Source organism: Cloacibacterium caeni, from assembly GCF_907163105.1.
GTDB lineage: Bacteria > Bacteroidota > Bacteroidia > Flavobacteriales > Weeksellaceae > Cloacibacterium > Cloacibacterium caeni_A.
Genome location: NZ_OU015321.1, coordinates 1149208 through 1172422 on the forward strand (window position 1 = coordinate 1149208; position 23215 = coordinate 1172422).

A 23215-nucleotide genomic window follows, 5' to 3' on the forward strand; every position below is an offset into this window, starting at 1 on the left:
TAAATTTGTAGAAAATAAAAAATATGAAAAATTTAATCTTTGCAATATTCGCATTTTTGGCTGTTTTTTCTTGTAGAAGTGAAGACGATACAGATGTGAGTCCAGTAGTTGGAGAATGGGAATGGATTTCTTCTACAGGTGGAGTTGGAAACACCACAGAAACACCTGCTTCAAGCGGAAAAACCATTATCATGAAATTAGATTCTGATAAAAAATACACCATTACTACTAATGGCACAGTAACCAGTGAAGGTACATTTTCTCTTTATAAAAATGTCTCTAACTTAGAACATTACGAAAGAGTTTACATCGATTTTTCTAATGCACCAGACCAAATGATTGTTAACAATGAAGAAAAAACATTGATTCTAAGTGATGACGTAAATGACGGATATACTTATACTTACAAGAAAAAATAAGTTTATTTCCCCAAAACAAATACCGCCGGAATTTTATGAAGTTCCGGTTTTTTATTTTTCCAATCAGAGATTTTTAAGGTTTTGATAAATTCTTCGGTTGGATGATTGATATTTGCAGCGATGCAAAGTTTCGTATTAGGATTGAGAAATTTAATTAAATCTTCTAAAAGTTGATTATTTCTGTAGGGCGTTTCCATAAAAATCTGAGAATACCCCGACTTTTGAACTTGATTTTCTAGAAAGAGAATCTGCTTTTTCTTTTGCTCCTTATCAATGGGTAAATATCCGTGAAAGGTAAATTCCTGTCCATTAAAACCACTCGAAATTAAAGCTAAAATGATAGAACTTGGTCCATTAATTGGGATTACTTTTATATTATTCTCATGACACCATTTTACCATCAGATTTCCAGGATCTGCAATACAAGGCAATCCCGCTTCGGAAAGCAATCCGAAATCCTGACCAGATTTCATGAGTTTTTGTGCTTCTTTTAAATCATTAGATTCAGAATATTTATCCAAAAGAAAAAGCTTTAAATCACTTTGTTTTTTCTCTGGTGCAAAAAATTTAATGACTTTTCTGGCTGTTTTTTCGTTTTCCACGAAAAAATAATCGGTTTTAAGAATGTATTCTTTAATTGACGGAGCAAAATAGTCTATCGGAGATTCATCGGATAAATAAGCGGGAATAAGGAAAAGCATACTTTAAAACTACTTTTAATATTAATGATTTTTGAGTCTTTGTTTCAGAGAAGGTTGTTTTGCATTTTCTACGTTTTCCATAGAATAGACAATATTAGAAATTTTCCATTGATTAAAAACTTTTACGAGTGTCCAGATTTCTTTACCCCAATGTTTCATACTATTATTCACCCAAAAACTATAATCTAAACTAATAGAAGCTACTTTTCCGTCTTCTATGATTTTTACATTATCATATTTTACTTCTGAGTTTTTCCCTTCTGATAAGTCTGATTTAAAATTTTTAAAATTTCCAGAAAAAGTAGGTTTAAGTTTATGATGATGGTGAGATAATTCCTCGTAAGTTTTTTGTTTATAAGTACCAACCCAAGAAACATTTTCGTCATACAAAAAAGTAGAAATACTGGTAGAATCTTTACCGTTTATCACGTTGAAATAATCTTTTACGAAGAGTTTTAAATTCTCTTTGCTTGAACGTTCCTGAGCAGTTAATCCTGAACTTATAATTAAAAATAAAATTACAAAATTTCTCATCTTAATTCATATTTTTTTACAATCGCTTCACAAGCTTGATCTAACATTTTATACACCTTTTCGAAATCACTCATATCGCCATAATACGGATCTGGAACTTCTATTTTTTCATCAGATAAAACGCCAGCTTCTTCCATAATCAAGGAAACTTTATTTCTCTGTTCTTCAGATTTGGCTTTTGACAATACATCTTCTAAATTTTTTAAATCCATGCAAAAAATCTTATCAAAGTCTTCTAAATGCTTTTCGGTAAAGTAATTAGCTCTTTGATGAGAAATATCTACGCCATATTCTTTGGCAATTTTGGTAGAACGTTTATCAGGATGTTCTCCTTCATGAAAAGAAATCGTTCCTGCACTTGCAACCGTATATTTTTCTGAAATTTTAGAACGCAAAATTCCTTCTGCTAATGGACTTCTGCATATATTTCCGAGGCAAACCATTAAAATTTTCATAAGTAAGTCTTCATTTAATTAAAAAAGGAATTTTTCAAATCTAAATTTAAAAAATTCCTCAATATTTTTATTATCAATAGGTCAAAGACCTAAATTTTATTCAAAGATTTTATCTTTAATTTCTTTCAGATATTTCTTCAGTTCTTTGTCAATTTTAGAAACATCTCTGATGGTTTCACAAGCATACATTACTGTAGAATGGTCTTTTCCGCCCATTTCTTCGCCAATTTTAGTAAAAGTGGCATTGGTATATTCTTTCGCGAAATACATCGCTAATTGTCTAGGCAATGCAATTTCTCTTTTTCTGGTTTTAGAAAGCAGTTGCTCTCTCTGAATCCCGAAATATTCGCAAACCACTTCTTGAATATATGGAATATTGATGGTTTTCTTTTGATTTGCTGCAATCTTGTTAATGGTTTCTTTTAATAAATCTAGACTTAAATCTGATTTAGAAATCATAGAATGCGCAATTACAGAATTAATTACACCAATGAGTTCTCTCACGTTAGATTTTACTTCTCCAGCTAAGAAATCTACCATATCATCTTTTAAAACGATACCATCTCTGTGAAGTTTATCTACGATAATTTTCTTTCTTGTATCAAAATCTGGAGATTTTACTTCTGCACTTAATCCCCATTTAAAACGAGAAACAATTCTTTCTTGAATATCCTGAATATCAGCAGGAGCTTTATCAGAAGTTAAGATAATTTGTTTTCCGTTTTGATGCAAATGATCAAAAATGTGGAAGAACATATCCTGAGTTGCAGCTTTCCCAGAAAGAAACTGAATATCATCTATAATCAAAACATCTACCATTTGGTAAAAATTACCAAAATCTGTTTTATTCTGAGCTTTCGCCGCAGAAACAAACTGCTGGATAAATTTTTCTGATGATAAATACAAGACAACTTTATCTGGAAGATTCTGTTTAATATCTAAACCAATTGCGTGAGCTAAGTGCGTTTTTCCTACACCTACTCCACCATGAATAAATAATGGGTTAAAAGAAGTTGCACCTGGTCTTTTAGCAATGGTTTTAGCTACGGTACATGCAAATTTATTGCTCTCGCCTTCTACAAAATTATCAAATGATAAATTTGGGTTAAGGTTAGCATCTATGTTTACCTTTTTAATTCCTGGAACTACAAAAGGATTCACTAAACTTTTAGAAACTGTGGTAGGAAGCACCTCTTGAACTTTCGGAGCTTGTACAGAAATTCCTTTATAATTTTGAGTAGCGGGTTTTTCTAATCCTTGTGGTTTATTTTCCATTACAGAATACCACAATTTAACTCCTTTTCCGATATTTTTTTTGAGAGCTGCAGAGAGTAGAGAAAGGTAATTTTCTTCTATATATTCTTTATAGAAGTCAGAAGGAACCAACAATGTAAGATTGTGGTTAATTAATGACACAGGTTGTACCCTGTCAAACAATAAGTCGAATGAGTGTTCTAGTTTTTTTACATCTTCATGCTCAGAAGCGCTCAAATTGTCTCGCATAAATTTAAGACAACGCTCCCAAATCAAGCCTAAGTTTTGATCCATTTTTTTCTCTGCTAAATAGTTTTCTCTGATTAATTTTATCGGGAAGACAAATATGAAAAATAATTATTTCTTAAAAAAATTTTTGGGGTATTGCTTTTTTAAAAATATATTTGTATGTATTAAAGAAAAGTTAAAATGATACACACAACTCACACATTACGAGTACGTTACGGAGAAACAGACCCTATGAAATATGTCTACTATGGCAACTATGCAGAATACCTAGAAGTTGCTAGAGTTGAGCTATTTAGAACCCTTGGAATTTCATACGATGAAATCGAAAAACGCGGGATTTGGCTACCTGTTTCAGAGTTTAAAATCAAGTATTTAAAACCTGCTTTTTATGACGAAATTTTAGAAATTCACACTTACGTAAGAAAAGTTCCGGGAGTAAAAATAGAATTCGAATATGAAATTTACAATGATTCTAAACAAAAAATCACAGAAGCATCTACTACTCTTTTTTTCTTAGACGCTACAACCAACAAAGTGTCTAGATGTCCTGATTTCTTGATGGAACTCATCCAAAAAAATTGGAAGGAATAAGCAAAAAGAACAAAAGTAAAAAAGTGAGATGACAAAAATCATCCAAAAAAATCAAAAAAAAATTTCACCAAAAATGATGACTAAAAATTGATTTAGATGAATTAATTTATTGCTTGAATTAATCTCATAATATTGCGTTCCTACGGAACGCTTTTTTATTAATTAGCAAATTCTACACACATTACATTCCTACGGAATAAATAATTTTTAAAATCTACAAACTCTATCCATTAAAAAAACACTCGTTTTCTCTCCAATTCTACAACTCTCCAATTCTACAACTCTCCCATTCTACAACTCACTCCCACTCTCCAATTCATAAGGTTCTTTTCCTTTTTCAAAAATTCTAGTCAGTTGCGTTCCTTCTGTTGTAATTTTATCACCAAGAACTCTAATCCAGTTTCCTTCTCTTAAACCAACTACTTTTACCTCATTTTGAGTAAGAAATTCCTTAATTCGGGTTTCTCTAGTTTCTCCATTATGCTTCAAATTTGGATTTGGGTCTAAATAATGTGGATTGATATTAAAAGGAACCAATCCCATACAATCAAAACTTGGCGGATATACAATTGGCATATCATTCGTAGTTTTCATATTTATTCCTGCAATGTTACTTCCTGCAGAAGTTCCCAAATAAGGTTTGCCTGATTTTACATTTTCTGCTAAAACAGACATTAGATTTTCTTCGTGTAAGGTTTTCACGAGGAGAAAAGTATTTCCGCCGCCTGTAAAAAAGCCTTTTGCTTCGTTTACTGCTGCCATTTTATCTTCAAATTCATGCAATCCTTTTACTTTGATATTGATTTGTTCAAAAAAATTTCTCGCAATTTGCGTGTATTCTTCATGTGAAATTCCGCTTGGTCTTGCGAAAGGTATAAAGATGATTTCGTCTATTCTGCTGAATAATTCGGCAATTTCTTCTTTGATATATTCTAAATATTTCCCACCAAAAAGTGAAGAGGTAGAAGCTAATAAAACGTTCATGGAGTTATAAATGATGAGTGATAAGTTATAAATGTTAAATATTAGTGGGCAAATTTATGTGAAAAATATGAAAATTGAACCAAAATTGCGCCCCAGATTGAAGTGAAGCTCTTTTATTTTTTTGCTAGAAAACCCTTTCTGCGTTTTTTGCATATTAAGATTAACGCAGAAAGGGTTGAGCATTGGGAAAAATAAAAAGCGGGAACGTAAAGCTGGAAATGTGCGCCAAAAAAACTATAAACTAATTCCTTAAAACTAATCCCTAATCCTTATCTTTGCAAAAAATAATTTTAACATGAAATTTTTTATTGATACAGCTAATCTAGACCAAATTAGAGAAGCACAAGATTTAGGAATTCTAGACGGTGTTACGACCAATCCAAGTTTAATGGCGAAAGAAGGCATTTCTGGAGCTGAAGCGATTAAAAATCATTACAAAACGATTTGCGAAATCGTAGATGGTGATATTTCTGCGGAAGTTCTAAGTACTACTTACGAAGAAATGATAAAAGAAGGCGAAGAATTGGCTGCAATTCACCCAAACATCGTGGTAAAAATTCCTATGATTAAAGACGGAATTAAAGCTTTAAAATATTTTACAGATAAAGGAATTAAAACCAACTGTACTTTAATTTTCTCTGCTGGACAAGCGCTTCTTGCTGCAAAAGCTGGTGCTACTTACGTTTCTCCTTTCTTAGGAAGATTAGATGATGTTTCTACAGACGGATTAGCATTAATAGAAGAAATTAGAATTATTTTTGATAACTACGATTACAAAACTGAAATTCTAGCAGCTTCTATCCGTCATTCTATGCACATTATCAACTGTGCAAAAATTGGTGCAGATGTAGTAACTACACCTCTTGCTCCGATTTTATCTTTACTAAAACACCCTTTAACTGACAACGGTTTAGCTCAATTTATTGCAGATTCTAAAAAGATGATGTAATAAAGATGCTGGATGTTAGATGTTGGAAGATAGATGATAAAAAACTCAAAATTTACTTCCTTTAGGATTGAGGCTAATAAATTTTGAGTTTTCTAAAAATAAAAATCCTGAAAATTTAGATTTTCAGGATTTTATATTTTTCATTGAAGCAAGTCTAACTCTAAAAGATTGTTGTCTCGCTTGTTATTTTCTTTTACTTGTTGTTCTCTTCTTTTAATCATTTCCGATGCAGAAATTTCGTTTCCGTTTTGGTCTCTGAACTGAAGTACTGCTCCATTCGCCATCGCCATTTTCATGGATTTTGCTGGATCATTTCGGTCTTCTAGAAATATTTTTTTGTACTGTTCTTGATTAACTTCTATATATTTATCATTACCTACAAATTCTGAAACTTTTTGAATTTCCTCTTTATATTTTCCTACTGCTTTTAGTTCAAAAACGTGAGATTGAGTAGCATCTTCCAGCTTCACAATCAATCCTGGTAATCCTCTAAATTTATAAGGACCATCTTGAAAAGGCAATTCCTCGGTGAACCAAGCCGTCCATTTTCTTCCTGCAAATTCTGTAACCGCTTTTTGTGCCTCGAACTCTCCTATTTTTTGTTTTTCTGGAAGAATTTTCCACTGAATTTTTCTTTTGTCCCAAACTTTATAAGCATCCATTCCGCTTCTGGTTAATGAAAACGTTTCGAAAGAAGGATAGTTCTTATGAATTTTATAGCGTACGCTGCCTTTTCTCATAGACATGGCTTTCATGTCTACATTCATACTTCCAGTCGCTTTAATTTGCTTCTCAAAAGCAGCCGTAATAATAGAATCTGAAACATAAACTTCTCTGCTGTAAAATTTAGAACCTTTCTCCGAAATATCTAGATACATAAGTTCTGATTTTACGTCCGCTTTGTTGGTAGAATCCGTCACAAATTTATAATCATAGATAAATCTGTTCTGCGCCGAAAAGACTGCGGAAATCAATAAAAAAGTAAAAAGTAATTTTTTCATATGTAGATATTTATTGTTTTTTAGAGGTCATATGCAATCGCTGAATCTAAATTAGTGTTTTTGTTTACTACTAATGGCGATTTCATAGGTGTATTAATTTAAAAAATCCTTCAAGATTTTTAAACTTGAAGGATTTTAAGTTTTTTTATTTGGTTTGAATTCTTATTTCGCCTTCTTCTTTGCCATTATTCACGTTTTTATTTACGTTTACAGTAGCAATATCATTAGGATTTAATTTATCCATTTCTTCTTTGGTAGAAAGTTTACCATTGATATAATATTTAATCGATTTATCCGAGAAAACTTTCATTGATTTTAATCCTTCAACTTCACTATTTCTAGTGGCTAAATTATACTTTATTTTATCTGCGGAAACACTTACTCCTCCATCTTTTGGGACATTAGCATCTACAGTAATCAACCAAGGATTATTTTGAGCATATTTTCTAGAAATTTCGGCCTGTTGTTTGGCAATTTCAGCTTGTTTTCTAGCCAGTTCTGCTTGTTTTTTTGAAAGTTCGGCTCTTTCTTTTGAAAGTTTATCTAATTTTTTGATTTCTTCTTTCGTAAGATTAGAATTTGGGCTGTTTTTTAACTTTTCTATACTTATAGGTGGAGTTATTGGAACTGGAAATTGAAAATCAAAGTTTTCTGGAGATCTAGACTTTTTGATCTTGATAATTGCATCTTTTAAACTAGGTTGACTAAGTTTCATTTTCAACTCTTTTAACTTTTCTTCATTAAATTTGAATTGATTTTTAAATTCTTCTGAATTGAAAACTTCATCTATATTATTTAAATTAAATTCAAATTCTTTCCAATTATTTTGATACGCTTCAGAATTAGCAATTTTATCAATTTCGTTTCCAAGATTTTCTAATTCTTTGGCTTTCAGTTCATAATCATAACTATCTGCACCTTTTTCTTTAGCGATTTTCTGTAACTCTTCAGATTTTTTACGAGTTTGTTCGCTAAGAGTAGCTATTTTTTCGTTCTCTTTTCTAATTTTTTCAGAAGCTTTATTAATTTTCGCTTGTTGAGCTTCTAACAGTTTTTGCACATCTTTTTCTTTAACGGTATCTTTTTTAAGTTCCTGAACCGCAATTTCTATGGCTTTATTTTGCTTTTTAATTTCAATATTTTTAGCATTAACCAATAGCGCAAAGGAAACTCCGAAAAGAATTGGCAAAGCCAAAATTCTACGCGCATAACTGTATTTTGTATTTTTCTGTGTAAGCATTTTTAGTCGTTTTTTAAGGTTTGATGATAAAAACGGACTGGTTGCAGGCAATACATTTCCAGAGAAATTACTCGCCAAAAGCATCTGCGCAAATGCTCTAGTGTCCGCGTTTTTCACAGCTTTTTTGTCTGCCAAATATTCATGAATAAGGGTGATTTCTTTTTTGATGAAGTAAAAAATTGGATTAAACCAAAACAGCGATTGAATAATTTGGACAAACAGTTTATCAAAACTGTGTTTTTGTTCTATGTGTACCATTTCGTGTTTCAGGATTTGTTTTCCTAAATCTGAGTTGATCAGAATCGATTTTTTCCAAAACAAATTTCTAAAAAACGAAAACGGAGCATCATGCAAATTGGTGTTATAAAAGGTAATTCCTTCTATGCTTTCCTTCGGAAATTCTTTTTTGAGTTGATGAATTTTCACCAATCCTAAAGTTAATTTAGCCAAAAGATAAAAGGAAACGATTCCCAAAATCAAAGCTCCAAAATTCCAAAAATTGAAAGAATTTCCAACTTCTTGAGAAGAATTTTGGTTGAATTGATTCAGCAATAATAAAATTCTACTATCGGTTTCTATAGTGAAATATTCTACTTTTAAAAGCGGTAACAAAAGGCTTAAAACCATTGTTCCCAGAAGGTAAAATCTGTTATAATGGTGAAAAGTTTTGTCACGAAGAAACAAAAGATAATATGCCGACATCACTGCCGAAACTAAAATCATCTTTCCGAAATACAGGAATATTGTTTCCATAGTTTTTGTTTTAAGTGTTGATTAATAAGTAATTGCGAATGACGAAGCTGTTACACTTCTTACTCATTATTTTTTAAGTTCTTTTAGAAGCATCTCTAAATCTTCTACACTCATCTCATTTTTTTCTACCAAAAATGAAACAGCGTTTCTGTAAGAACCTTCAAAATAGTTCTTCACCAAACTTTTTATGGATTTTCCGCTGTAGGTTTCTTTAGAAATAAGCGGGAAATATTCGTGTTGTCTTCCGTGAACATTATGCCCTACAAACTCTTTTTCCATCAAAATTTTTAAAATGGTAGAAACAGTGTTGGTATGAGGTTTCGGTTCTGGAAAAAGCTCTAATATATCTTTTAAGAAACCTTTTTCTAGCTCCCAAAGATATTGCATTACTTGTTCTTCTGCTTTTGTAAGTGTTTTTGCTGTCATAATCATTACATCATTATTGATAAGAAGAAATTTACTATTTCTAAAATCAAGTTTAACAAAAAAGAAATCATAACTAATAATTTAGTGATACAAATTTAGAAAAGATTTTCTTTTATCACTAAAAAATTAGTTAAAAAATTGTTAAATTTTTATAACATGATGAAATTCAATAGAATAAATTAATTTTTAGGAATACTTAAAGCCTTTCTCACGAAATAATTATCGGTAGAACTGTTGCCTCTTAATCTGTAGAAACCACAATTTCCCCAAGAAGCAGGAACATCTGTAATGGTCATATCTTCGCCAGTATCATTAGAAACGTGCGCTGCAATCATATTTTGCCACTTTTGAATTCTTTGTTGACTGTAATCGAGATAAAATAAATCGTATTTTTTGTCAATCAAATCATTGAGGTATTTGATATATAGAGTTTTATATTCAGGAATAGATAGAACTTTAGAAACCAAAGGATTTTGGTCACTTTTTCCCCAAGTTAAAGGATTTTGAATGCCAGAATCTGTCATCAGAAGTGATGTTCCCAAAGTATTATCATAATCATAAGGAATGAAATAAAATTTTCCTGCAGCATCAAAATAGAAATAAAAATTATTAGAATTATTCCAATAATCATCCCACATTCCTACCATTACATTTACGGCATAGGTTTTCAAAAATAGATTTACATCCATTTTTTGTGAAATATAAGTTTTAAAATCATCACCATTTTTGGAATTAACATTCGTGATGAAATCGGCTAATTGTGTTTTTGCTGTCTCCAAATTAGATTTACTTCCTTTGTAATCGTAAGTCGGCGTATTGGTATATGTTAAAGTTACATCTTCAATTCCCATATTCGAAGTGGAAGCATCTTTAAAACTTGCTCCCCAATTCGCTTTCCATAAATTTCCAGTCGTAAAAAAAAACGTACTTCTGTTGGCTAAATAAACATCGTCAACAGGTTCTTGCAACTGATACACTCCAAAATAAGCAGCTTTGTTATCTCCAGTCACTTTAATGGTAAGTTTACAATAGCTGGATTGTGGCGCAGTCCAAACTCCAAATTTCTCAAATAAATCATAAGAATAGACTTCTCTGGCATACATGGCATCATCTTTAAACCATTTCAGCACCACTTTTTCAGAATTATGAAAGAGTTGAGTTTTATTATATTTCTTGAAACTCACGGTAAAACTTGCGTGATGCCAATCTGGATTGGTCACATTGTGCGTTTCTCCAGGATTTCCTTCTGGTCTTCTTCTGCTGGTATTTCCCTTAAGTCTTAATCCTATATTATCTAAAATTTCTGTAGTACCGTTTTTCACCCAAGTGAATTTTCCAGCTACATATTCTTCATTATTGGGATTTTGGTCGTAAAAATTCAAAAATTTATTCCATTCTGCAAGAGAAACTTCTACCGTAATTTCGGGCAATGCATCTATATCATAAATAAATTTTTGAGAATCTGTTTGAAAATAAGGCGGTTGATAAGCCTGTTGAAATAACGGAGGATCTGGAGTTATAGGATTGTTCTCTTCTTGATTTCTACAAGTTACTAAAAGTAAAAGAATACTGAACAGAAAAAACTTTTTCATTGCTAAATTTTCAGCTAAATTAAGACAAAGAAAATGATTGAAATAATAATCTTGAATGATTTTTAATGGCTTTTCTGTGTATTCCGCTACTCTATTAACCTTCTTTTTCTTAATTTTAAAAACTTGAAATAAAATTTTTCTAGCTCATTTTCAATTCCTTAAATTCAATTTTCAATTAAGATTTGCAATTTTAAAATTTATTCGTATCTTTGCACCACAATAACGCGAGATGGAGCAGTAGGTAGCTCGTCGGGCTCATAACCCGAAGGTCACAGGTTCGAGTCCTGTTCTCGCTACTAAGCTGAGAGGATTATTTAAATAATCCTCTTTTTTTATGGATGAATTTGTAGTTTACATATTATTTTCAGAAAAATATGGTAAAACTTATGTAGGTTTTACTTCTAATCTTATTGAAAGATTTAAATCTCACAATTCCCTATCTCAAAAAGGGTTCACTAAAAATTTTAGACCTTGGAAAGTTTTACATGTAGAATTCTTCAACAACAAAAGTGATGCTTTAGCTCGCGAAAAACATTTAAAAACAGGAAAGGGAAGAGAATTTATTAAAGGGCTCATATTCGCCTAGGCGAACACAGGTTCGAGTCCTGTTTCGCTAAAGCGAACACGTCTCGCTACTAAGCTTAAGAAGAGAATCAAAAATTTTTGATTCTCTTTTTTATTTCTTACCTTTGAGTATGGCAAAAATCCTGAAAATATATCCAGACAATCCTCAAGAAAATTACATGAATGAGGTGATTAAAACGCTGCAAGATGGTGGATTGATTATTTATCCATCAGACACAGTTTATGCGTTGGGTTGCGATATTTACAATGTAAAAGCCATGGAAAAACTCGCTCGTCTTAAAAATACTACACTAGACAAAGCGCAATTTTCTATTATTTGTAACAATCTCAGCCATCTTTCAGAATTTACCCGTCCTATCGAAACGTCTACCTTCAGACTTTTAAAATCTAAAATTCCAGGACCTTTTACCTTTATTTTAGAGGCCAATAAAAATTTACCACTGGCTTACAAAGGCAAAAAAACCGTAGGAATTCGTGTTCCAGACCACCCAATTCCGCAGTTAATTGTGGAGAAATTAAGCCATCCTATTGCTTCTACTTCCATAAAAGATGATGACGAAGTCATAGAATATTCTACCGACCCAGAACTCATTGCAGAGAAATACGACCATTTGGTGGATATTGTCATCGATTCTGGCTATGGAGATAATGTAGCTTCTACCATCGTAGATTTAACCAATGGAGAACCAGAAATTCTACGTGAAGGAAAAGGAATTCTGTAAAAGTGTCAGTCTGAGCGAAGCCGAAGACTTTGGGCGCCAATTTGACTCCTAAAGTCGTCGAACCACTTCGTTAGGTTTCACCTTCCACTCCCACTTTTTTGCTACATTATATTTCGCAAAAAGAGTTCCGCTTCAGTCGGGGCGCAGTTTTCGTCTATGATAGCAATAGTCGACAAAAATCAAAATTTGTCTTATTTTTGAACATTCAAAATCTAAAATTTATAATTTAAAATTTTCATGAAAATCATTACTTCTCCAGCAAAACTGATGAATGTGGAAAATTCTACAGAATTTTTAAAATCTACAACCCCAAAATTCATAGAAGAAGCGACTTTAATCCATTCTTATCTCAAAGAGAAAAGTCCACAATATTTATCAGAATTAATGGAAATTTCAGCAAAATTAGCAGATGAAAACTGGCACAGAAACCAAGTTTGGAAACCAAAACCAACTGCCAAAGAATCTGCTCCTGCCCTTTTTGCTTTTACAGGAGAAGTTTACAGAGGTCTTGATGCGAAAACGTTAAGCAAAGATGCTGTGGATTATCTTCAAAAAAATCATAGAATACTTTCTGGTTTGTATGGTCTTCTGAAACCTTCAGATAAAGTAATGCTTTACCGTTTAGAAATGGGCAGAAATTTCGAATTTGAGCAATATAAAAATCTGTACGAATTTTGGAGCGACAAAATCACAGAACAAATCAATTCAGAACTCAAAAAAAATGAATTATTGCTCAATCTAGCAAGCAATGAATACGGGAAAGTCATCAACAGAAAAAAACTCAATAATCCTGTTGTAGATTTTGAATTTTACCAAACTCAACCGAACGGGAAACTGAAAACCATCGTAGTTTATACCAAACATGCGAGAGGTTTGGTTGCCAGATTTTGCGCTGAAACCAATGTAAAAACATTGAATGACGTAAAAGCATTCAACTACGAAAATTACTTGATTAACGAAGAATTATCAACAGACCACAAATTGGTTTTTGTAAGGTAATTTTATAATGATTTTCAAATAAAATATAAGAAAAAGTCCTTTGGAAAGATAGAAATTTGCCATATCACAATCACAAATTATTAATTAAAAAAAGATAAGTATGGCAACTCTTACAAAAACAAAAAAGACGACAACTAAAACTTCAACTCCTAAAACTACTGCAGTAAAAACTGTAAAAGCAGAAAAAGTTCCTGCTAAAAAAGACGCTGCAAAAGATTTAGCAGATTTATTTGAAGATGGACTAAAAGACTTGTATTGGGCAGAAAAAAACCTCCTAAAAAACATGCCGAAAATGCATAAAAATGCAAGTTCTCCAGAACTCAAAAAGTCTTTAGAAGACCACATGAAAGAAACAGAAAATCAAATTAAAAGAATTGAAGACTGTTTCAAAGAATTAGGAAAAAAACCACAAGCTGCTGTTTGCGATGCCATGAAAGGCTTATTAGAAGAAGGAAAAGGCATAATGGAAGAAACAGAAATGGGTGCAGTACGAGATGCAGGAATCATTGCAGCTGCTCAAAAAATGGAACATTACGAAATTGCTTCTTATGGTACACTCGCAGCTTTTGCAAAAGTATTAGGATACAAACAAAGTTTAAAATTATTATTAGCCACTTTAGAAGAAGAGAAAAAATGTGACGAACATTTAACTCAAATTGCAGACACCAATCTGAATACTAAAGCAAAATAATTTATACTTTTACTTCACATAAAAAACCGATTTAATATCGGTTTTTTTTTAACTTTAAAAATCGTGAAACTGATAGAATTTCGCAAAGAAGGCATTTATTGTAAGAAAGGAGATTTCTACATAGACCCTTGGTTTCCTGTAAAGAAAGCCGTCATTACGCATGCTCACGCAGATCATGCAAGATGGGGAATGCAAGAATATCTTTGTACTCACGAGACAAAACCTATCCTGAAATCTAGAATTTCAGAAGATATTTCGGTTCAAAGCTTAGCTTACGGTGAAAAACTAAAAATCAACGGTGTAAAATTAAGTTTTCATCCTGCTGGTCATATTGTTGGTTCCGCACAAGTCCGTTTAGAATATAAAGGTTTTGTGACAGTAATTTCTGGAGATTATAAAATTCAAGATGATGGAATTTCTACACCTTTTGAAGTCTTAAAATGCAATGAATTTGTTACTGAATCTACTTTTGGACTGCCAATTTATCAGTGGAAATCGGTAGAAAAAATCAACCAAGAAATTCAAAATTGGGTGATAGAAAACCAAAAAATGAACAAAACATCTGTGTTTTTTGGATATTCTCTTGGCAAAGCGCAACGCTTAATGAAAGCTTTAGAAGGAATCGCAACTCTTCATGTACATTCCTCTATTCATCGATTGAATGATGCTATTTCTTCGACTGGATTGATTTTACCAGAAACTCAACTTTTAGAAATTGATGATAAAAAAGCACTAGAAAATCAAATCGTCATCGTTCCGCCAGCTTTATTGGGCACGAATATGATTAAAAAAATTCCAAATGCTGCCACCGCAATTTGTTCTGGTTGGATGCAAGTGAGAGGAAGAAGACGCTGGAAATCTGCAGATGCAGGTTTTGCGATTTCGGATCACGCCGATTGGAACGGATTATTACAAACCATAAAATCTACAGAAGCCGAAAAAGTATATGTAACGCATGGTTCTACCGAAATTTTCTCAAAATATTTAAATGAAATCGGAATTTCTGCCGAAGTGGTGAAAACCAAATTTGGCGAAGAAGAACAAGGAGACGATAATATAGAACCTGGAAATCAAGAAGAAAACTCAAATTCAGAATTCTAAATTATGAAGCAATTTTCACAATTATTTTCTACGTTAGAAACATCTAATAAGACCAACGACAAAATTTCGGCGTTGGTACATTACTTTTCTACCGCAACAGAAGAAGACAAATTGTGGCTGATTGCACTTTTCACAGGAAAACGACCAAAAAGACCCGTAAAAACCAATTTTCTAAAACTTTGGGCAATGGAAATTTCTGGAATTCCAGAATGGCTATTTTTAGAAAGTTACGCTTCTGTAGGTGATTTAGGCGAAACCATCGCACTTTTACTGCCGCCTTCTGAAAATTCTATTGACCAATCACTTTCCGTTTGGATGAAAGAAATCATCGCGTTACATGATAAAACCGATGAACAAAAAAAAGAATTCGTTACTCATACCTGGAAAAACCTTGACACACAAGAACGGTTGATTTTCAATAAATTAATTGGCGGAAGTTTCAGAATTGGCGTTTCTCATAAATTGTTGGTGAACGCACTTTCCAAATATTCAGGAATTGATGAAAACGCTTTAATGCATGCCATTATCGGAAAATGGAAAGTAGAAGAAACTCAATTTTCCGAATTGATTAATGGTGAAAACATCAATATAGACGCATCAAAACTCTACCCTTTTTGCTTGGCATATCCATTAGAAAACGAACTAGAAAAGTTAGGAGAAGCAAAAGATTGGCAAATAGAATATAAATGGGATGGAATTCGTGGACAAATGATCAAAAGAAATGAGGAAATTTTCATCTGGAGTCGTGGTGAAGAATTGGTAACAGAACAATTTCCTGAACTCGTAGAAAACATCAAAAATATCTCTGGAAATTTTGTTTTAGATGGTGAAATTTTAGCCATTAAAGAAGGGCAAGTTCTCAATTTTAATGACTTGCAAAAACGTCTGAATCGAAAAAATGTTTCTAAAAAAATGATGGAAGAAATTCCCGTTGGTTTGTATGTTTATGATTTATTAGAACTTGATTTTGAAGATTTACGGAATGAGAAATTAGAAATTAGAAGACAGAAATTAGAAAATCTCATTCAAAATGCTGAAAATTTCAAATCTCAAATTTCAAATCTCAGATTGTCAGAAATTATCGATTTCAATAATTGGGAAGAACTTCATGAAATTCGAGAAAAATCTAGAGAAATCAACTCAGAAGGATTAATGCTGAAAAGTAAAAATTCCATTTATCATACAGGAAGAAAAAAGGGCGATTGGTGGAAATGGAAAGTTGCTCCACTCACGATTGATGCGGTACTAATTTACGCACAAAAAGGCTCTGGAAGAAGAAGTGCTTATTACACAGATTATACTTTTGCGATAAAAGACGGCGAAAAATTAGTCACCATTGCCAAAGCGTATTCTGGTTTAACAGATAAAGAAATTATGGAAATCAATAAATTTATCCGCAATAATTCTTTAGAAAAATTCGGACCAGTGAGAACAGTGAAACCCGAATTGGTTTTCGAAATTGCTTTTGAAGGAATTGGCTACAGCAGTAGGCATAAATCTGGCGTTGCAGTGCGTTTCCCAAGAATTTTAAGATGGCGAAAAGACAAAACTGCAGACGAAATTGACACCATAGAAACCGTAAAAAGTTTAATAATGTAGGGACAAGTCGAGACTTGTCCAAATTAATTATATGAAAATTAATAAAACCCAAGGTTACCAAATCATCCAAAATTGGATGAATGAAAAAGGTCAAAAACCGTTTTCTTTTCAAGAGGAAACTTGGGATTTGTATGCTCAAAATTTCTCAGGATTGGTAGTGGCTCCTACTGGTTTTGGAAAAACATTTTCGGTATTTTTAGCTGTTATCCATAATTTCCTCAATCATCCAGAAAAAGTAAGGACAAGTCGAGACTTGTCCAAATTACAATTGCTTTGGATAACTCCACTTCGTTCGCTTTCCAAAGACATTGCGAAAGCGATGCAAACTGCCATAGACGAAATTAGATTAGATTGGACAGTTGGCGTAAGAAACGGCGACATTTCTGCATCAGAAAAGCAAAAACAGACCAAAAACATGCCCGAAATTTTGGTGGTAACTCCAGAAAGTTTGCATTTGCTTCTCGCTCAAAAATCTAAAACCAAATTTTTTGAAAATCTACAATGTGTCGCTGTAGATGAATGGCACGAATTGCTCTCGTCAAAACGAGGCGTGATGGTAGAATTGGCGCTTTCGCATTTACAAAGTATTTCTAAAAATTTAAAAATTTGGGGATTAACCGCCACCATCGGAAATTTAGAAGAAGCGTTAGAAGTTTTAGTCCCTTATGAAACTCCCAAAAAAATAGTTCTCGCAAAAGAAAAAAAGAAAATAGAAATCCTTTCCGTTTTGCCAGATGAATTAGAACTTTTGCCTTGGGCTGGACATATGGGAAGCAAAATGACAGAAAAAATTCTTCCGATTATCAACCAAAGCAAGACTACTCTCATTTTCACCAACACCAGAAATCAGGCGGAAAATTGGTATCAAAATTTATTGGCAGTCAATCCAGATTTAGCTGGTCAAATCGCGATTCATCATAGTTCGATAGATTTTGAACTCAGAAATTGGATTGAAGATAATTTAGCTTCTGGTTATTTGAAAGCGGTAGTTTCTACTTCTTCTTTAGATTTAGGTGTAGATTTCAAACCTGTGGATACCGTGATTCAAATCGGTTCCAGTAAAGGCGTTGCAAGATTTTTACAAAGAGCGGGAAGAAGCGGACATTCTCCTTTTGAAACTTCTAAAATTTATTTTGTTCCCACTCATTCTTTAGAATTGATAGAAGTGGCTGCTTTGAAAGAAGCGCATAAGCAGAATCAAATCGAGAAAAGAGAGCCAGTTGTTTTAGCATTTGATGTTTTAGTTCAATTTCTCGTGACTTTGGCAGTTGGCGAAGGTTTTAGAGAAGAAGAAATCAAAAAACAAGTCAAAGAAACTTTCTGTTTTCGAGAAATGAGCGATGAAGAATGGAAATGGATTTTGCAGTTCATCACTGTTGGTGGAAAATCCCTAAAAAGCTATGAAGAATTCCAAAAAGTAATCATAGAAGACGATATTTACAAAGTCAAAAGCAGAAGAATTGCGATGCTTCATCGTATGAATTTAGGCGCGATTGTAAGTGATGTAATGATGAAAGTGAAATTTTTCGGCGGTGGTTACATTGGCATGATTGAAGAGTTTTTTATTTCCCGTTTGAACAAAGGAGATGCTTTTATTTTAGCAGGAAGAGTTTTAGAAATTGTGAATATCAAAGAACAAGAAGTACAGGTAAAATTAAGCTCAAAAAAACGCGGAATTGCAGCAAGTTACGCAGGTGGAAGGTTGCCCATGACTTCCTATTTGTCTCATTTTTTACGAGAAAAATTAGATGATTCTCTTTCCCCAAATCCTAAAGAAAAAGAACTAAAATTTCTACAACCGTTGCTTCTAGACCAAGAAGGCGTTTCGCACATTCCAAAATCTGATGAATTTTTGGTAGAACTCATCGAAAACAAATACGGAAATCACCTTTTTATGTATCCATTTGAAGGAAGATTGGTTCACGAAGTGATGTCTGCTTTAGTAGCATACAGAATTTCTAAAATTTTCCCAATTTCTTTTACCATGGCGATGAATGATTACGGTTTTGAACTGAGTAGCGACCAACCGATTCCTTTAGAAAAAAAGCATTTGCAACAAATATTGAGCAAAGAAAATCTCATTCAAGATGTAATGGCAAGTATCAATGCTGCGGAAATGGCCAAAAGAAAATTTCGAGATATTGCGGTGATTTCTGGCTTGGTTTTACAAAATTATTACGGCAACAAAAAGAAATTTAAAAGCATTCAATCTTCGTCAAACCTTATTTTTAAAGTGTTGGAAGATTACGAACCAGACAATTTACTTTTGAGACAAGCTTACACCGAAGTTTTTAACAATCAGTTAGAAGAAGTACGATTAAGAGAAGCTTTTGAGAGAATTTCTTCCTCTAAAATTGTATTCGAAAAAACCACCCAATTTACACCGCTGAGTTTCCCCATAAAAGTAGACAGCCTTCGTCAATCGCTTTCTAGTGAAGATTTATTGACCAGAATCGAAAGAATGAAAACCGCTGGAATCCCTAAAAAAAGAAATCGTTTTTCTCGATAATTTTTCTCGTATTTTTGCAACATGATTTCTGAAATTTCTATCAATTTTGCTGGTGAACAATTGGCACTCAATCAATACCGAAGTATTTTTTGGGACAAAGAAAAATCTTTGATTTTGTCTGATTTACATTTAGGAAAAACAGCACATTTCAGAAAAAACGGAATTGCTTTACCGAATGGTGTGATTGAAAAAGATTTAGAAAATCTACAAAAATTAATAGAACATTATCAACCTGAAAAAATAATCATTGTAGGCGATTTATTCCACGCAGAACTGAATTCTGAAATAGAAATTTTCAGAAAGTGGTTTGAAAGTTTTAATACGATAAAATGGTTGCTCGTCAAGGGAAATCACGACAGATTTTCAGATGAATTCGGAATTGAAGAAACTGAAATCTATGAAACCGAAACTTTAATTTTCTCTCACGAATCTTTAGATTCCCTTCAAAAACCACAAATTGGTGGGCATATTCATCCTGGCGTTTCATTGATGGCTCAAAACCGACAAAAATTGAAATTTCCTTGCTTTTTAGTATCGGAAAATCAAATTATTTTGCCTGCATTTTCTCAATTTACGGGACTTGACACCAATTTTGAGAAAAAGCAAAATTCCACTTTTAAAAAATACATTATTACCGCTGAAAAGTTAATTGAATGGTAAAAAAAAGCCCGCAATAAATTGCGGACTCGATATATATAATGTGCTTCTAGATTGAAATTTGTCCTTCTACTCCATCACTGTTATCGGTTTTGTTACCAGTAACAATCGCAGTAGCAAATGACAATAAAGAAACGAGTTTACCAGCTTTAGTATCCCAATAATAAACATCTTCTGGTGCAATTCTCAGAATAGAAACATTCGGGTCATCTTTGCCATCAAACCAAGCATTGGCAAATACACTCCATTTTTGTTCTATTGTAGATTTATCATCATAGATAAACGCTTTGCCATATACAGAAAGATATTCGCTGTCGCTATTATTCATAAAATAAAGTTGCACTCTAGAATCTCTTTCGATTTCCATATTTTTATTGCTTTCTTTGCTCGAAATAAACCAAAGATTTCCTTCATCATCACATTCTTGCAAACTCATAGGTCTAGAGTTGGATGGCAATTGGTCTAATTCGGTCACAAACATACACGTTCTCGCTTTTTCTGAAAGCTCTTTAAGCTTTTCTATGGCTTCTTTTTGAAATAAATTTTGGGTTGACATAAATTTTGTGATTTGGTGATTGATATAATGTATTTGTGTTGTTTAATATGTTTTAATGTTTAAAATTCCATTAAATCCTAAGAAAAGATTTCTGATTTTGTCATAAAAATTCACCGTTTCTAGATTAATCATTTCGTTGGTTTCTTCTATTTCTGTAATAATTTTATTTCTCAGTCTTCTAATAGAAAAAGAATTGATAGCCAATCTTTTTTTGCTTCTATTCTTTTTTTCAATGAGCAATTGAGAACTCATCATCGGATTGAGATGAAAACTAATGATTTGTTCGTCTGGAAAATTGGTTTCTTCTAAATCTCTTATTTGAAACCAATCATAACATGTAGTTTTTTGATTATCATCGGTAACGCAGATTCTAATCAGGTCGCCATTTTCTATTTTTCCCGTTTTTTCTTCTCCATGCTTGTTGCAGAGTTGAAAATGACAATGTTCCTTTTCTTTAACCAAGTTCCAATGCTCTACGTTGTAGAGATTTTGCTTTAAATTTTTAAAAATTTCTTTAGCATTGTTGTCATTTTCTAGTAGAATTTCTGAGATAGAACTGCTTTTGGTTAAGGTAATTTGAGGAATTTTATTTTCGTTCATAGCAAGAGTTTTTGATGTTAAAAATTAAAGGTCAATTTGTTCCGAAGTCCATTTTACGGCTGTCTCGTAATCTTTTTTATCAAATCCTTTAAATTCGCCAATCATAATTTTACTAAAAACTTCTGTAAAATTTTGTACCGTTTCAGAATCATAAACGATGGCTGCTCTGTTCCATTTAGTTAATGTCTTTACGCCCAACATTGCATCTTGGAACCAAGCTCCTGCTGTAAATTTGGATAAATCTGTTTCGATGACCAACATGTAATTCAACTTATCTTTTTCCTCAATAAATTTTTCTACTTCTGGCATTACTACGTCTATAAAATCTTTTGCTGAAACTTCGTCAGTGGCTAAAAAGCCCACCATGTTATCTGGTAATTCTTTGATTCTAGTAATCATTACTTTTATTTTTTGACAAATTTCAGAGTTTAAGCTCCGAAACATATTACAGAATATTTAGGATAATTTATATAATTTTGTAAAATGCAATTTCAAGATTATTTCCCATCGTTTTCTGAAGCTTTAGCGACTATTTATTCCAAAGAAGAAAGCAGAATTCTTTACCGATATTTCTTAGAAGATTTTCAAGAAAGAAAGCTAGTAAATCTGGCTTCGGAATTTGAAAAAGTAACTGAAGAACTCAAAAAAGGAAAACCATATCAACAGATTTTGGGATATACAGAATTTTATGGAAATAGATTTTTTGTAGACGAAAACGTCTTAATTCCTCGTCCTGAAACAGAAGAATTGCTAGAATTGGCGATTAATAAGATTCGAGATTCGAGATTCGAGATTCGAGATTTTAAAATTCTTGACGTTGGAACAGGAAGCGGAATCATTCCGATTACCTTGAAAAAACATTTCCCAGATACGGAAGTTTTTGCAATGGACATTTCTGAAAAAGCACTTGAAATTGCTCAGAAGAATGCAGACTTTCATCAAACTGAAATTAAATTTTTAAAAGCAGATTATCTGAATACAAATTTGACCGAAAAATATGATGTGATCATCTCAAATCCTCCTTACATTGGCATAGATGAAAATACGGAAATCGAAGATTCTGTAAAAGGTTTTGAGCCCAATATTGCACTATTCTCACCAACTTCTGATGCACTTATTTTCTACCGAAAAATTGCAAAAGACTGTGAAAATCATCTCAATAAAAACGGTTTATTTTTTCTTGAAATCAATCAAAAATTAGGAAAAGAAACGCTCGAATTATTCAAAAATTTCTCAGAAAGCAAATTGGTAAAAGATTTATCTGGAAATGATAGATTTGTGATGGGAAGAAAGTAATTTCTCTCGCTGATTAAGCAAATTTTGCAGATTATTTATAATAAAAAAGTCGGACTAAAATCCGACTTACTATTTTTAATTTTTGAATTCTTTATTATAAACTACCCAATTTTCTTCTTCACAAAAACTTGGTAACTCATGTAAATCAAAGGAAGTGACATCACAAGCAAATAAACTGCATTATTCATGGCAATTTCTGGTTCTAGTGCAACTGCATAAACCAATCCAAAAGCAGCGCCACCTAAATGCGCAGCGTGACCAATATTATCATGTGGTCTTGGGTTAAGCATCATGTAAACGGAATATCCAAAATATAAGGCTCCAAAAATATAACCCGGCAAGAAATTTACTTCAATTTCGTTAGGCGCATAAGCTACTGCCGCAAATAAAATCCCAGAAACGCCACCACTCGCTCCAATTGCCGAATACCAGCTTTGTCTTTTATACAAATACAAGGAAAATAAATTCCCAATAACAATTGAGCCTAAATAAACCAACAAAAATCCGGAAACACCATACACATATAACACAACTGGCGCAAAGATATACAATGTTAACATATTGAAAAACAAATGTCCCCAATCTGCATGAAGAAATCCTGCAGAAAGCAATCTAATGTATTCTTTTCGATTTTGTATCGCCGAAACATTGAACTTATATTTTTCAAAAAGTTGAATATTTTGGAATCCCATAATACTGATGATTACAGTTATGGCTATGATTATTAATAATATTGGATGCATACTTTTTTA

General features: G+C 32.5%; 25 protein-coding genes and 1 tRNA gene. 13 read left to right on the forward strand and 13 right to left on the reverse strand.

Annotation, left to right across the window (positions count from 1 at the left end):
* Nucleotides 1–23: 23 nt before the first annotated feature.
* A complete protein-coding gene (locus KKQ76_RS05315) occupies nucleotides 24–419 on the forward strand; it encodes a hypothetical protein (protein WP_213196149.1) in 396 nt (131 codons plus the stop codon).
* Nucleotides 420–421: 2 nt separating this feature from the next.
* Here the strand turns inward: KKQ76_RS05315 and KKQ76_RS05320 are convergent, their stop codons facing one another.
* The 4 genes from KKQ76_RS05320 to dnaA all read right to left on the reverse strand — a co-directional run bounded on the left by KKQ76_RS05320 (nucleotide 422) and on the right by dnaA (nucleotide 3657).
* Entirely contained in the window at nucleotides 422–1120 is a 699-nt protein-coding gene (locus KKQ76_RS05320) for an SAM-dependent methyltransferase (protein WP_213196150.1), read from the reverse strand.
* A 21-nt stretch (nucleotides 1121–1141) separates the two neighbouring features.
* Entirely contained in the window at nucleotides 1142–1654 is a 513-nt protein-coding gene (locus KKQ76_RS05325) for a hypothetical protein (protein ID WP_213196151.1), read from the reverse strand.
* On the reverse strand, nucleotides 1651–2109 hold the full coding sequence (locus KKQ76_RS05330; RefSeq protein WP_213196152.1) for a low molecular weight protein-tyrosine-phosphatase: 459 nt from the start codon (nucleotides 2107–2109) through the stop codon (nucleotides 1651–1653). The genes KKQ76_RS05325 and KKQ76_RS05330 overlap by 4 nt, the downstream gene beginning before the upstream one ends.
* Nucleotides 2110–2205: 96 nt before the next feature.
* Nucleotides 2206–3657: a chromosomal replication initiator protein DnaA gene (gene dnaA / locus KKQ76_RS05335; protein ID WP_069798238.1), complete on the reverse strand. Its 1452-nt coding sequence runs from the start codon at nucleotides 3655–3657 to the stop codon at nucleotides 2206–2208.
* Nucleotides 3658–3792: 135 nt separating this feature from the next.
* Between dnaA and KKQ76_RS05340 the strand changes: the two genes are divergently transcribed.
* On the forward strand, nucleotides 3793–4203 hold the full coding sequence (locus KKQ76_RS05340; protein ID WP_213196153.1) for an acyl-CoA thioesterase: 411 nt from the start codon (nucleotides 3793–3795) through the stop codon (nucleotides 4201–4203).
* A 291-nt stretch (nucleotides 4204–4494) separates the two neighbouring features.
* On the opposite strand, the gene pepE is transcribed toward KKQ76_RS05340, so the two are convergent.
* On the reverse strand, nucleotides 4495–5187 hold the full coding sequence (gene pepE / locus KKQ76_RS05345) for a dipeptidase PepE (RefSeq protein WP_213196154.1): 693 nt from the start codon (nucleotides 5185–5187) through the stop codon (nucleotides 4495–4497).
* 295 nt (nucleotides 5188–5482) lie between these two features.
* On the opposite strand from pepE, the gene fsa reads away from it, so the two are divergent.
* On the forward strand, nucleotides 5483–6136 hold the full coding sequence (gene fsa, locus KKQ76_RS05350) for a fructose-6-phosphate aldolase (protein ID WP_069798232.1): 654 nt from the start codon (nucleotides 5483–5485) through the stop codon (nucleotides 6134–6136).
* 140 nt (nucleotides 6137–6276) lie between these two features.
* Here the strand turns inward: fsa and KKQ76_RS05355 are convergent, their stop codons facing one another.
* The 4 genes from KKQ76_RS05355 to KKQ76_RS05370 all read right to left on the reverse strand — a co-directional run bounded on the left by KKQ76_RS05355 (nucleotide 6277) and on the right by KKQ76_RS05370 (nucleotide 11148).
* Entirely contained in the window at nucleotides 6277–7137 is an 861-nt protein-coding gene (locus KKQ76_RS05355; RefSeq protein ID WP_213196155.1) for a GLPGLI family protein, read from the reverse strand.
* Nucleotides 7138–7282: 145 nt separating this feature from the next.
* Complete coding sequence (locus KKQ76_RS05360) at nucleotides 7283–9130, reverse strand: M56 family metallopeptidase (RefSeq protein ID WP_213196156.1); 1848 nt, start codon at nucleotides 9128–9130, stop codon at nucleotides 7283–7285.
* Between the two features lie 66 nt (nucleotides 9131–9196).
* On the reverse strand, nucleotides 9197–9556 hold the full coding sequence (locus tag KKQ76_RS05365) for a BlaI/MecI/CopY family transcriptional regulator (protein ID WP_069798227.1): 360 nt from the start codon (nucleotides 9554–9556) through the stop codon (nucleotides 9197–9199).
* Between the two features lie 179 nt (nucleotides 9557–9735).
* Entirely contained in the window at nucleotides 9736–11148 is a 1413-nt protein-coding gene (locus KKQ76_RS05370; RefSeq protein WP_213196157.1) for a CotH kinase family protein, read from the reverse strand.
* A gap of 223 nt (nucleotides 11149–11371) precedes the next feature.
* Between KKQ76_RS05370 and KKQ76_RS05375 the strand changes: the two genes are divergently transcribed.
* From KKQ76_RS05375 to pdeM, 9 genes are all read left to right on the forward strand, one after another.
* Nucleotides 11372–11444: transfer RNA gene (locus tag KKQ76_RS05375), tRNA-Met, on the forward strand.
* A 38-nt stretch (nucleotides 11445–11482) separates the two neighbouring features.
* Nucleotides 11483–11734: a GIY-YIG nuclease family protein gene (locus KKQ76_RS05380; RefSeq protein ID WP_213196158.1), complete on the forward strand. Its 252-nt coding sequence runs from the start codon at nucleotides 11483–11485 to the stop codon at nucleotides 11732–11734.
* Between the two features lie 109 nt (nucleotides 11735–11843).
* Nucleotides 11844–12455: an L-threonylcarbamoyladenylate synthase gene (locus tag KKQ76_RS05385; protein ID WP_213196159.1), complete on the forward strand. Its 612-nt coding sequence runs from the start codon at nucleotides 11844–11846 to the stop codon at nucleotides 12453–12455.
* 237 nt (nucleotides 12456–12692) lie between these two features.
* Nucleotides 12693–13454, forward strand: coding sequence for a peroxide stress protein YaaA (gene yaaA, locus KKQ76_RS05390; protein ID WP_213196160.1), 762 nt, complete (start codon nucleotides 12693–12695; stop codon nucleotides 13452–13454).
* Between the two features lie 100 nt (nucleotides 13455–13554).
* Complete coding sequence (locus tag KKQ76_RS05395) at nucleotides 13555–14145, forward strand: YciE/YciF ferroxidase family protein (RefSeq protein ID WP_213189358.1); 591 nt, start codon at nucleotides 13555–13557, stop codon at nucleotides 14143–14145.
* A 63-nt stretch (nucleotides 14146–14208) separates the two neighbouring features.
* Nucleotides 14209–15246 carry a ligase-associated DNA damage response exonuclease gene (locus KKQ76_RS05400; protein ID WP_213196161.1) on the forward strand — a complete coding sequence of 346 codons (1038 nt, stop codon included), beginning with the start codon at nucleotides 14209–14211 and terminating at the stop codon, nucleotides 15244–15246.
* A gap of 3 nt (nucleotides 15247–15249) precedes the next feature.
* Nucleotides 15250–16845: an ATP-dependent DNA ligase gene (locus tag KKQ76_RS05405; protein ID WP_213196162.1), complete on the forward strand. Its 1596-nt coding sequence runs from the start codon at nucleotides 15250–15252 to the stop codon at nucleotides 16843–16845.
* A gap of 31 nt (nucleotides 16846–16876) precedes the next feature.
* Nucleotides 16877–19354 carry a ligase-associated DNA damage response DEXH box helicase gene (locus KKQ76_RS05410; RefSeq protein WP_246501348.1) on the forward strand — a complete coding sequence of 826 codons (2478 nt, stop codon included), beginning with the start codon at nucleotides 16877–16879 and terminating at the stop codon, nucleotides 19352–19354.
* A 21-nt stretch (nucleotides 19355–19375) separates the two neighbouring features.
* Nucleotides 19376–20014, forward strand: coding sequence for a ligase-associated DNA damage response endonuclease PdeM (gene pdeM, locus KKQ76_RS05415; protein WP_213196163.1), 639 nt, complete (start codon nucleotides 19376–19378; stop codon nucleotides 20012–20014).
* Between the two features lie 46 nt (nucleotides 20015–20060).
* Here the strand turns inward: pdeM and KKQ76_RS05420 are convergent, their stop codons facing one another.
* The 3 genes from KKQ76_RS05420 to KKQ76_RS05430 are packed head-to-tail and all read right to left on the reverse strand — an operon-like array spanning nucleotide 20061 to nucleotide 21566.
* Nucleotides 20061–20567, reverse strand: coding sequence for a pyridoxamine 5'-phosphate oxidase family protein (locus tag KKQ76_RS05420; RefSeq protein WP_213196164.1), 507 nt, complete (start codon nucleotides 20565–20567; stop codon nucleotides 20061–20063).
* Between the two features lie 42 nt (nucleotides 20568–20609).
* Nucleotides 20610–21167: a hypothetical protein gene (locus tag KKQ76_RS05425; RefSeq protein WP_213196165.1), complete on the reverse strand. Its 558-nt coding sequence runs from the start codon at nucleotides 21165–21167 to the stop codon at nucleotides 20610–20612.
* Nucleotides 21168–21191: 24 nt separating this feature from the next.
* Nucleotides 21192–21566: a SpoIIAA family protein gene (locus KKQ76_RS05430; protein ID WP_213196166.1), complete on the reverse strand. Its 375-nt coding sequence runs from the start codon at nucleotides 21564–21566 to the stop codon at nucleotides 21192–21194.
* A gap of 84 nt (nucleotides 21567–21650) precedes the next feature.
* Here KKQ76_RS05430 and prmC point away from each other — a divergent pair, with 84 nt between their 5' ends.
* Nucleotides 21651–22463, forward strand: coding sequence for a peptide chain release factor N(5)-glutamine methyltransferase (gene prmC / locus KKQ76_RS05435; protein ID WP_213196167.1), 813 nt, complete (start codon nucleotides 21651–21653; stop codon nucleotides 22461–22463).
* 101 nt (nucleotides 22464–22564) lie between these two features.
* Here prmC and KKQ76_RS05440 read toward each other — a convergent pair whose 3' ends face one another.
* Nucleotides 22565–23206, reverse strand: a complete 642-nt coding sequence (locus tag KKQ76_RS05440; protein ID WP_213196168.1) for a rhomboid family intramembrane serine protease — start codon at nucleotides 23204–23206, stop codon at nucleotides 22565–22567.
* Nucleotides 23207–23215 lie beyond the last annotated feature (9 nt).

What these genes read in the sequence shown, in the direction of transcription:
- KKQ76_RS05380 (WP_213196158.1), top strand. Translation starts at nt 11,483, where the DNA reads ATGGATGAATTTGTAGTTTACATATTATTTTCAGAAAAATATGGTAAA.
- KKQ76_RS05340 (WP_213196153.1), top strand. Translation starts at nt 3,793, where the DNA reads ATGATACACACAACTCACACATTACGAGTACGTTACGGAGAAACAGAC.
- KKQ76_RS05440 (WP_213196168.1), bottom strand. Translation starts at nt 23,206, where the DNA reads ATGCATCCAATATTATTAATAATCATAGCCATAACTGTAATCATCAGT.
- fsa (WP_069798232.1), top strand. Translation starts at nt 5,483, where the DNA reads ATGAAATTTTTTATTGATACAGCTAATCTAGACCAAATTAGAGAAGCA.
- KKQ76_RS05405 (WP_213196162.1), top strand. Translation starts at nt 15,250, where the DNA reads ATGAAGCAATTTTCACAATTATTTTCTACGTTAGAAACATCTAATAAG.
- KKQ76_RS05365 (WP_069798227.1), bottom strand. Translation starts at nt 9,556, where the DNA reads ATGACAGCAAAAACACTTACAAAAGCAGAAGAACAAGTAATGCAATAT.
- KKQ76_RS05325 (WP_213196151.1), bottom strand. Translation starts at nt 1,654, where the DNA reads ATGAGAAATTTTGTAATTTTATTTTTAATTATAAGTTCAGGATTAACT.
- dnaA (WP_069798238.1), bottom strand. Translation starts at nt 3,657, where the DNA reads ATGGATCAAAACTTAGGCTTGATTTGGGAGCGTTGTCTTAAATTTATG.
- KKQ76_RS05360 (WP_213196156.1), bottom strand. Translation starts at nt 9,130, where the DNA reads ATGGAAACAATATTCCTGTATTTCGGAAAGATGATTTTAGTTTCGGCA.
- prmC (WP_213196167.1), top strand. Translation starts at nt 21,651, where the DNA reads ATGCAATTTCAAGATTATTTCCCATCGTTTTCTGAAGCTTTAGCGACT.
- pepE (WP_213196154.1), bottom strand. Translation starts at nt 5,187, where the DNA reads ATGAACGTTTTATTAGCTTCTACCTCTTCACTTTTTGGTGGGAAATAT.
- KKQ76_RS05410 (WP_246501348.1), top strand. Translation starts at nt 16,877, where the DNA reads ATGAAAATTAATAAAACCCAAGGTTACCAAATCATCCAAAATTGGATG.
- KKQ76_RS05430 (WP_213196166.1), bottom strand. Translation starts at nt 21,566, where the DNA reads ATGATTACTAGAATCAAAGAATTACCAGATAACATGGTGGGCTTTTTA.
- KKQ76_RS05420 (WP_213196164.1), bottom strand. Translation starts at nt 20,567, where the DNA reads ATGTCAACCCAAAATTTATTTCAAAAAGAAGCCATAGAAAAGCTTAAA.
- KKQ76_RS05355 (WP_213196155.1), bottom strand. Translation starts at nt 7,137, where the DNA reads ATGAAAAAATTACTTTTTACTTTTTTATTGATTTCCGCAGTCTTTTCG.
- KKQ76_RS05425 (WP_213196165.1), bottom strand. Translation starts at nt 21,167, where the DNA reads ATGAACGAAAATAAAATTCCTCAAATTACCTTAACCAAAAGCAGTTCT.
- KKQ76_RS05330 (WP_213196152.1), bottom strand. Translation starts at nt 2,109, where the DNA reads ATGAAAATTTTAATGGTTTGCCTCGGAAATATATGCAGAAGTCCATTA.
- KKQ76_RS05320 (WP_213196150.1), bottom strand. Translation starts at nt 1,120, where the DNA reads ATGCTTTTCCTTATTCCCGCTTATTTATCCGATGAATCTCCGATAGAC.
- KKQ76_RS05370 (WP_213196157.1), bottom strand. Translation starts at nt 11,148, where the DNA reads ATGAAAAAGTTTTTTCTGTTCAGTATTCTTTTACTTTTAGTAACTTGT.
- pdeM (WP_213196163.1), top strand. Translation starts at nt 19,376, where the DNA reads ATGATTTCTGAAATTTCTATCAATTTTGCTGGTGAACAATTGGCACTC.
- yaaA (WP_213196160.1), top strand. Translation starts at nt 12,693, where the DNA reads ATGAAAATCATTACTTCTCCAGCAAAACTGATGAATGTGGAAAATTCT.
- KKQ76_RS05385 (WP_213196159.1), top strand. Translation starts at nt 11,844, where the DNA reads ATGGCAAAAATCCTGAAAATATATCCAGACAATCCTCAAGAAAATTAC.
- KKQ76_RS05315 (WP_213196149.1), top strand. Translation starts at nt 24, where the DNA reads ATGAAAAATTTAATCTTTGCAATATTCGCATTTTTGGCTGTTTTTTCT.
- KKQ76_RS05395 (WP_213189358.1), top strand. Translation starts at nt 13,555, where the DNA reads ATGGCAACTCTTACAAAAACAAAAAAGACGACAACTAAAACTTCAACT.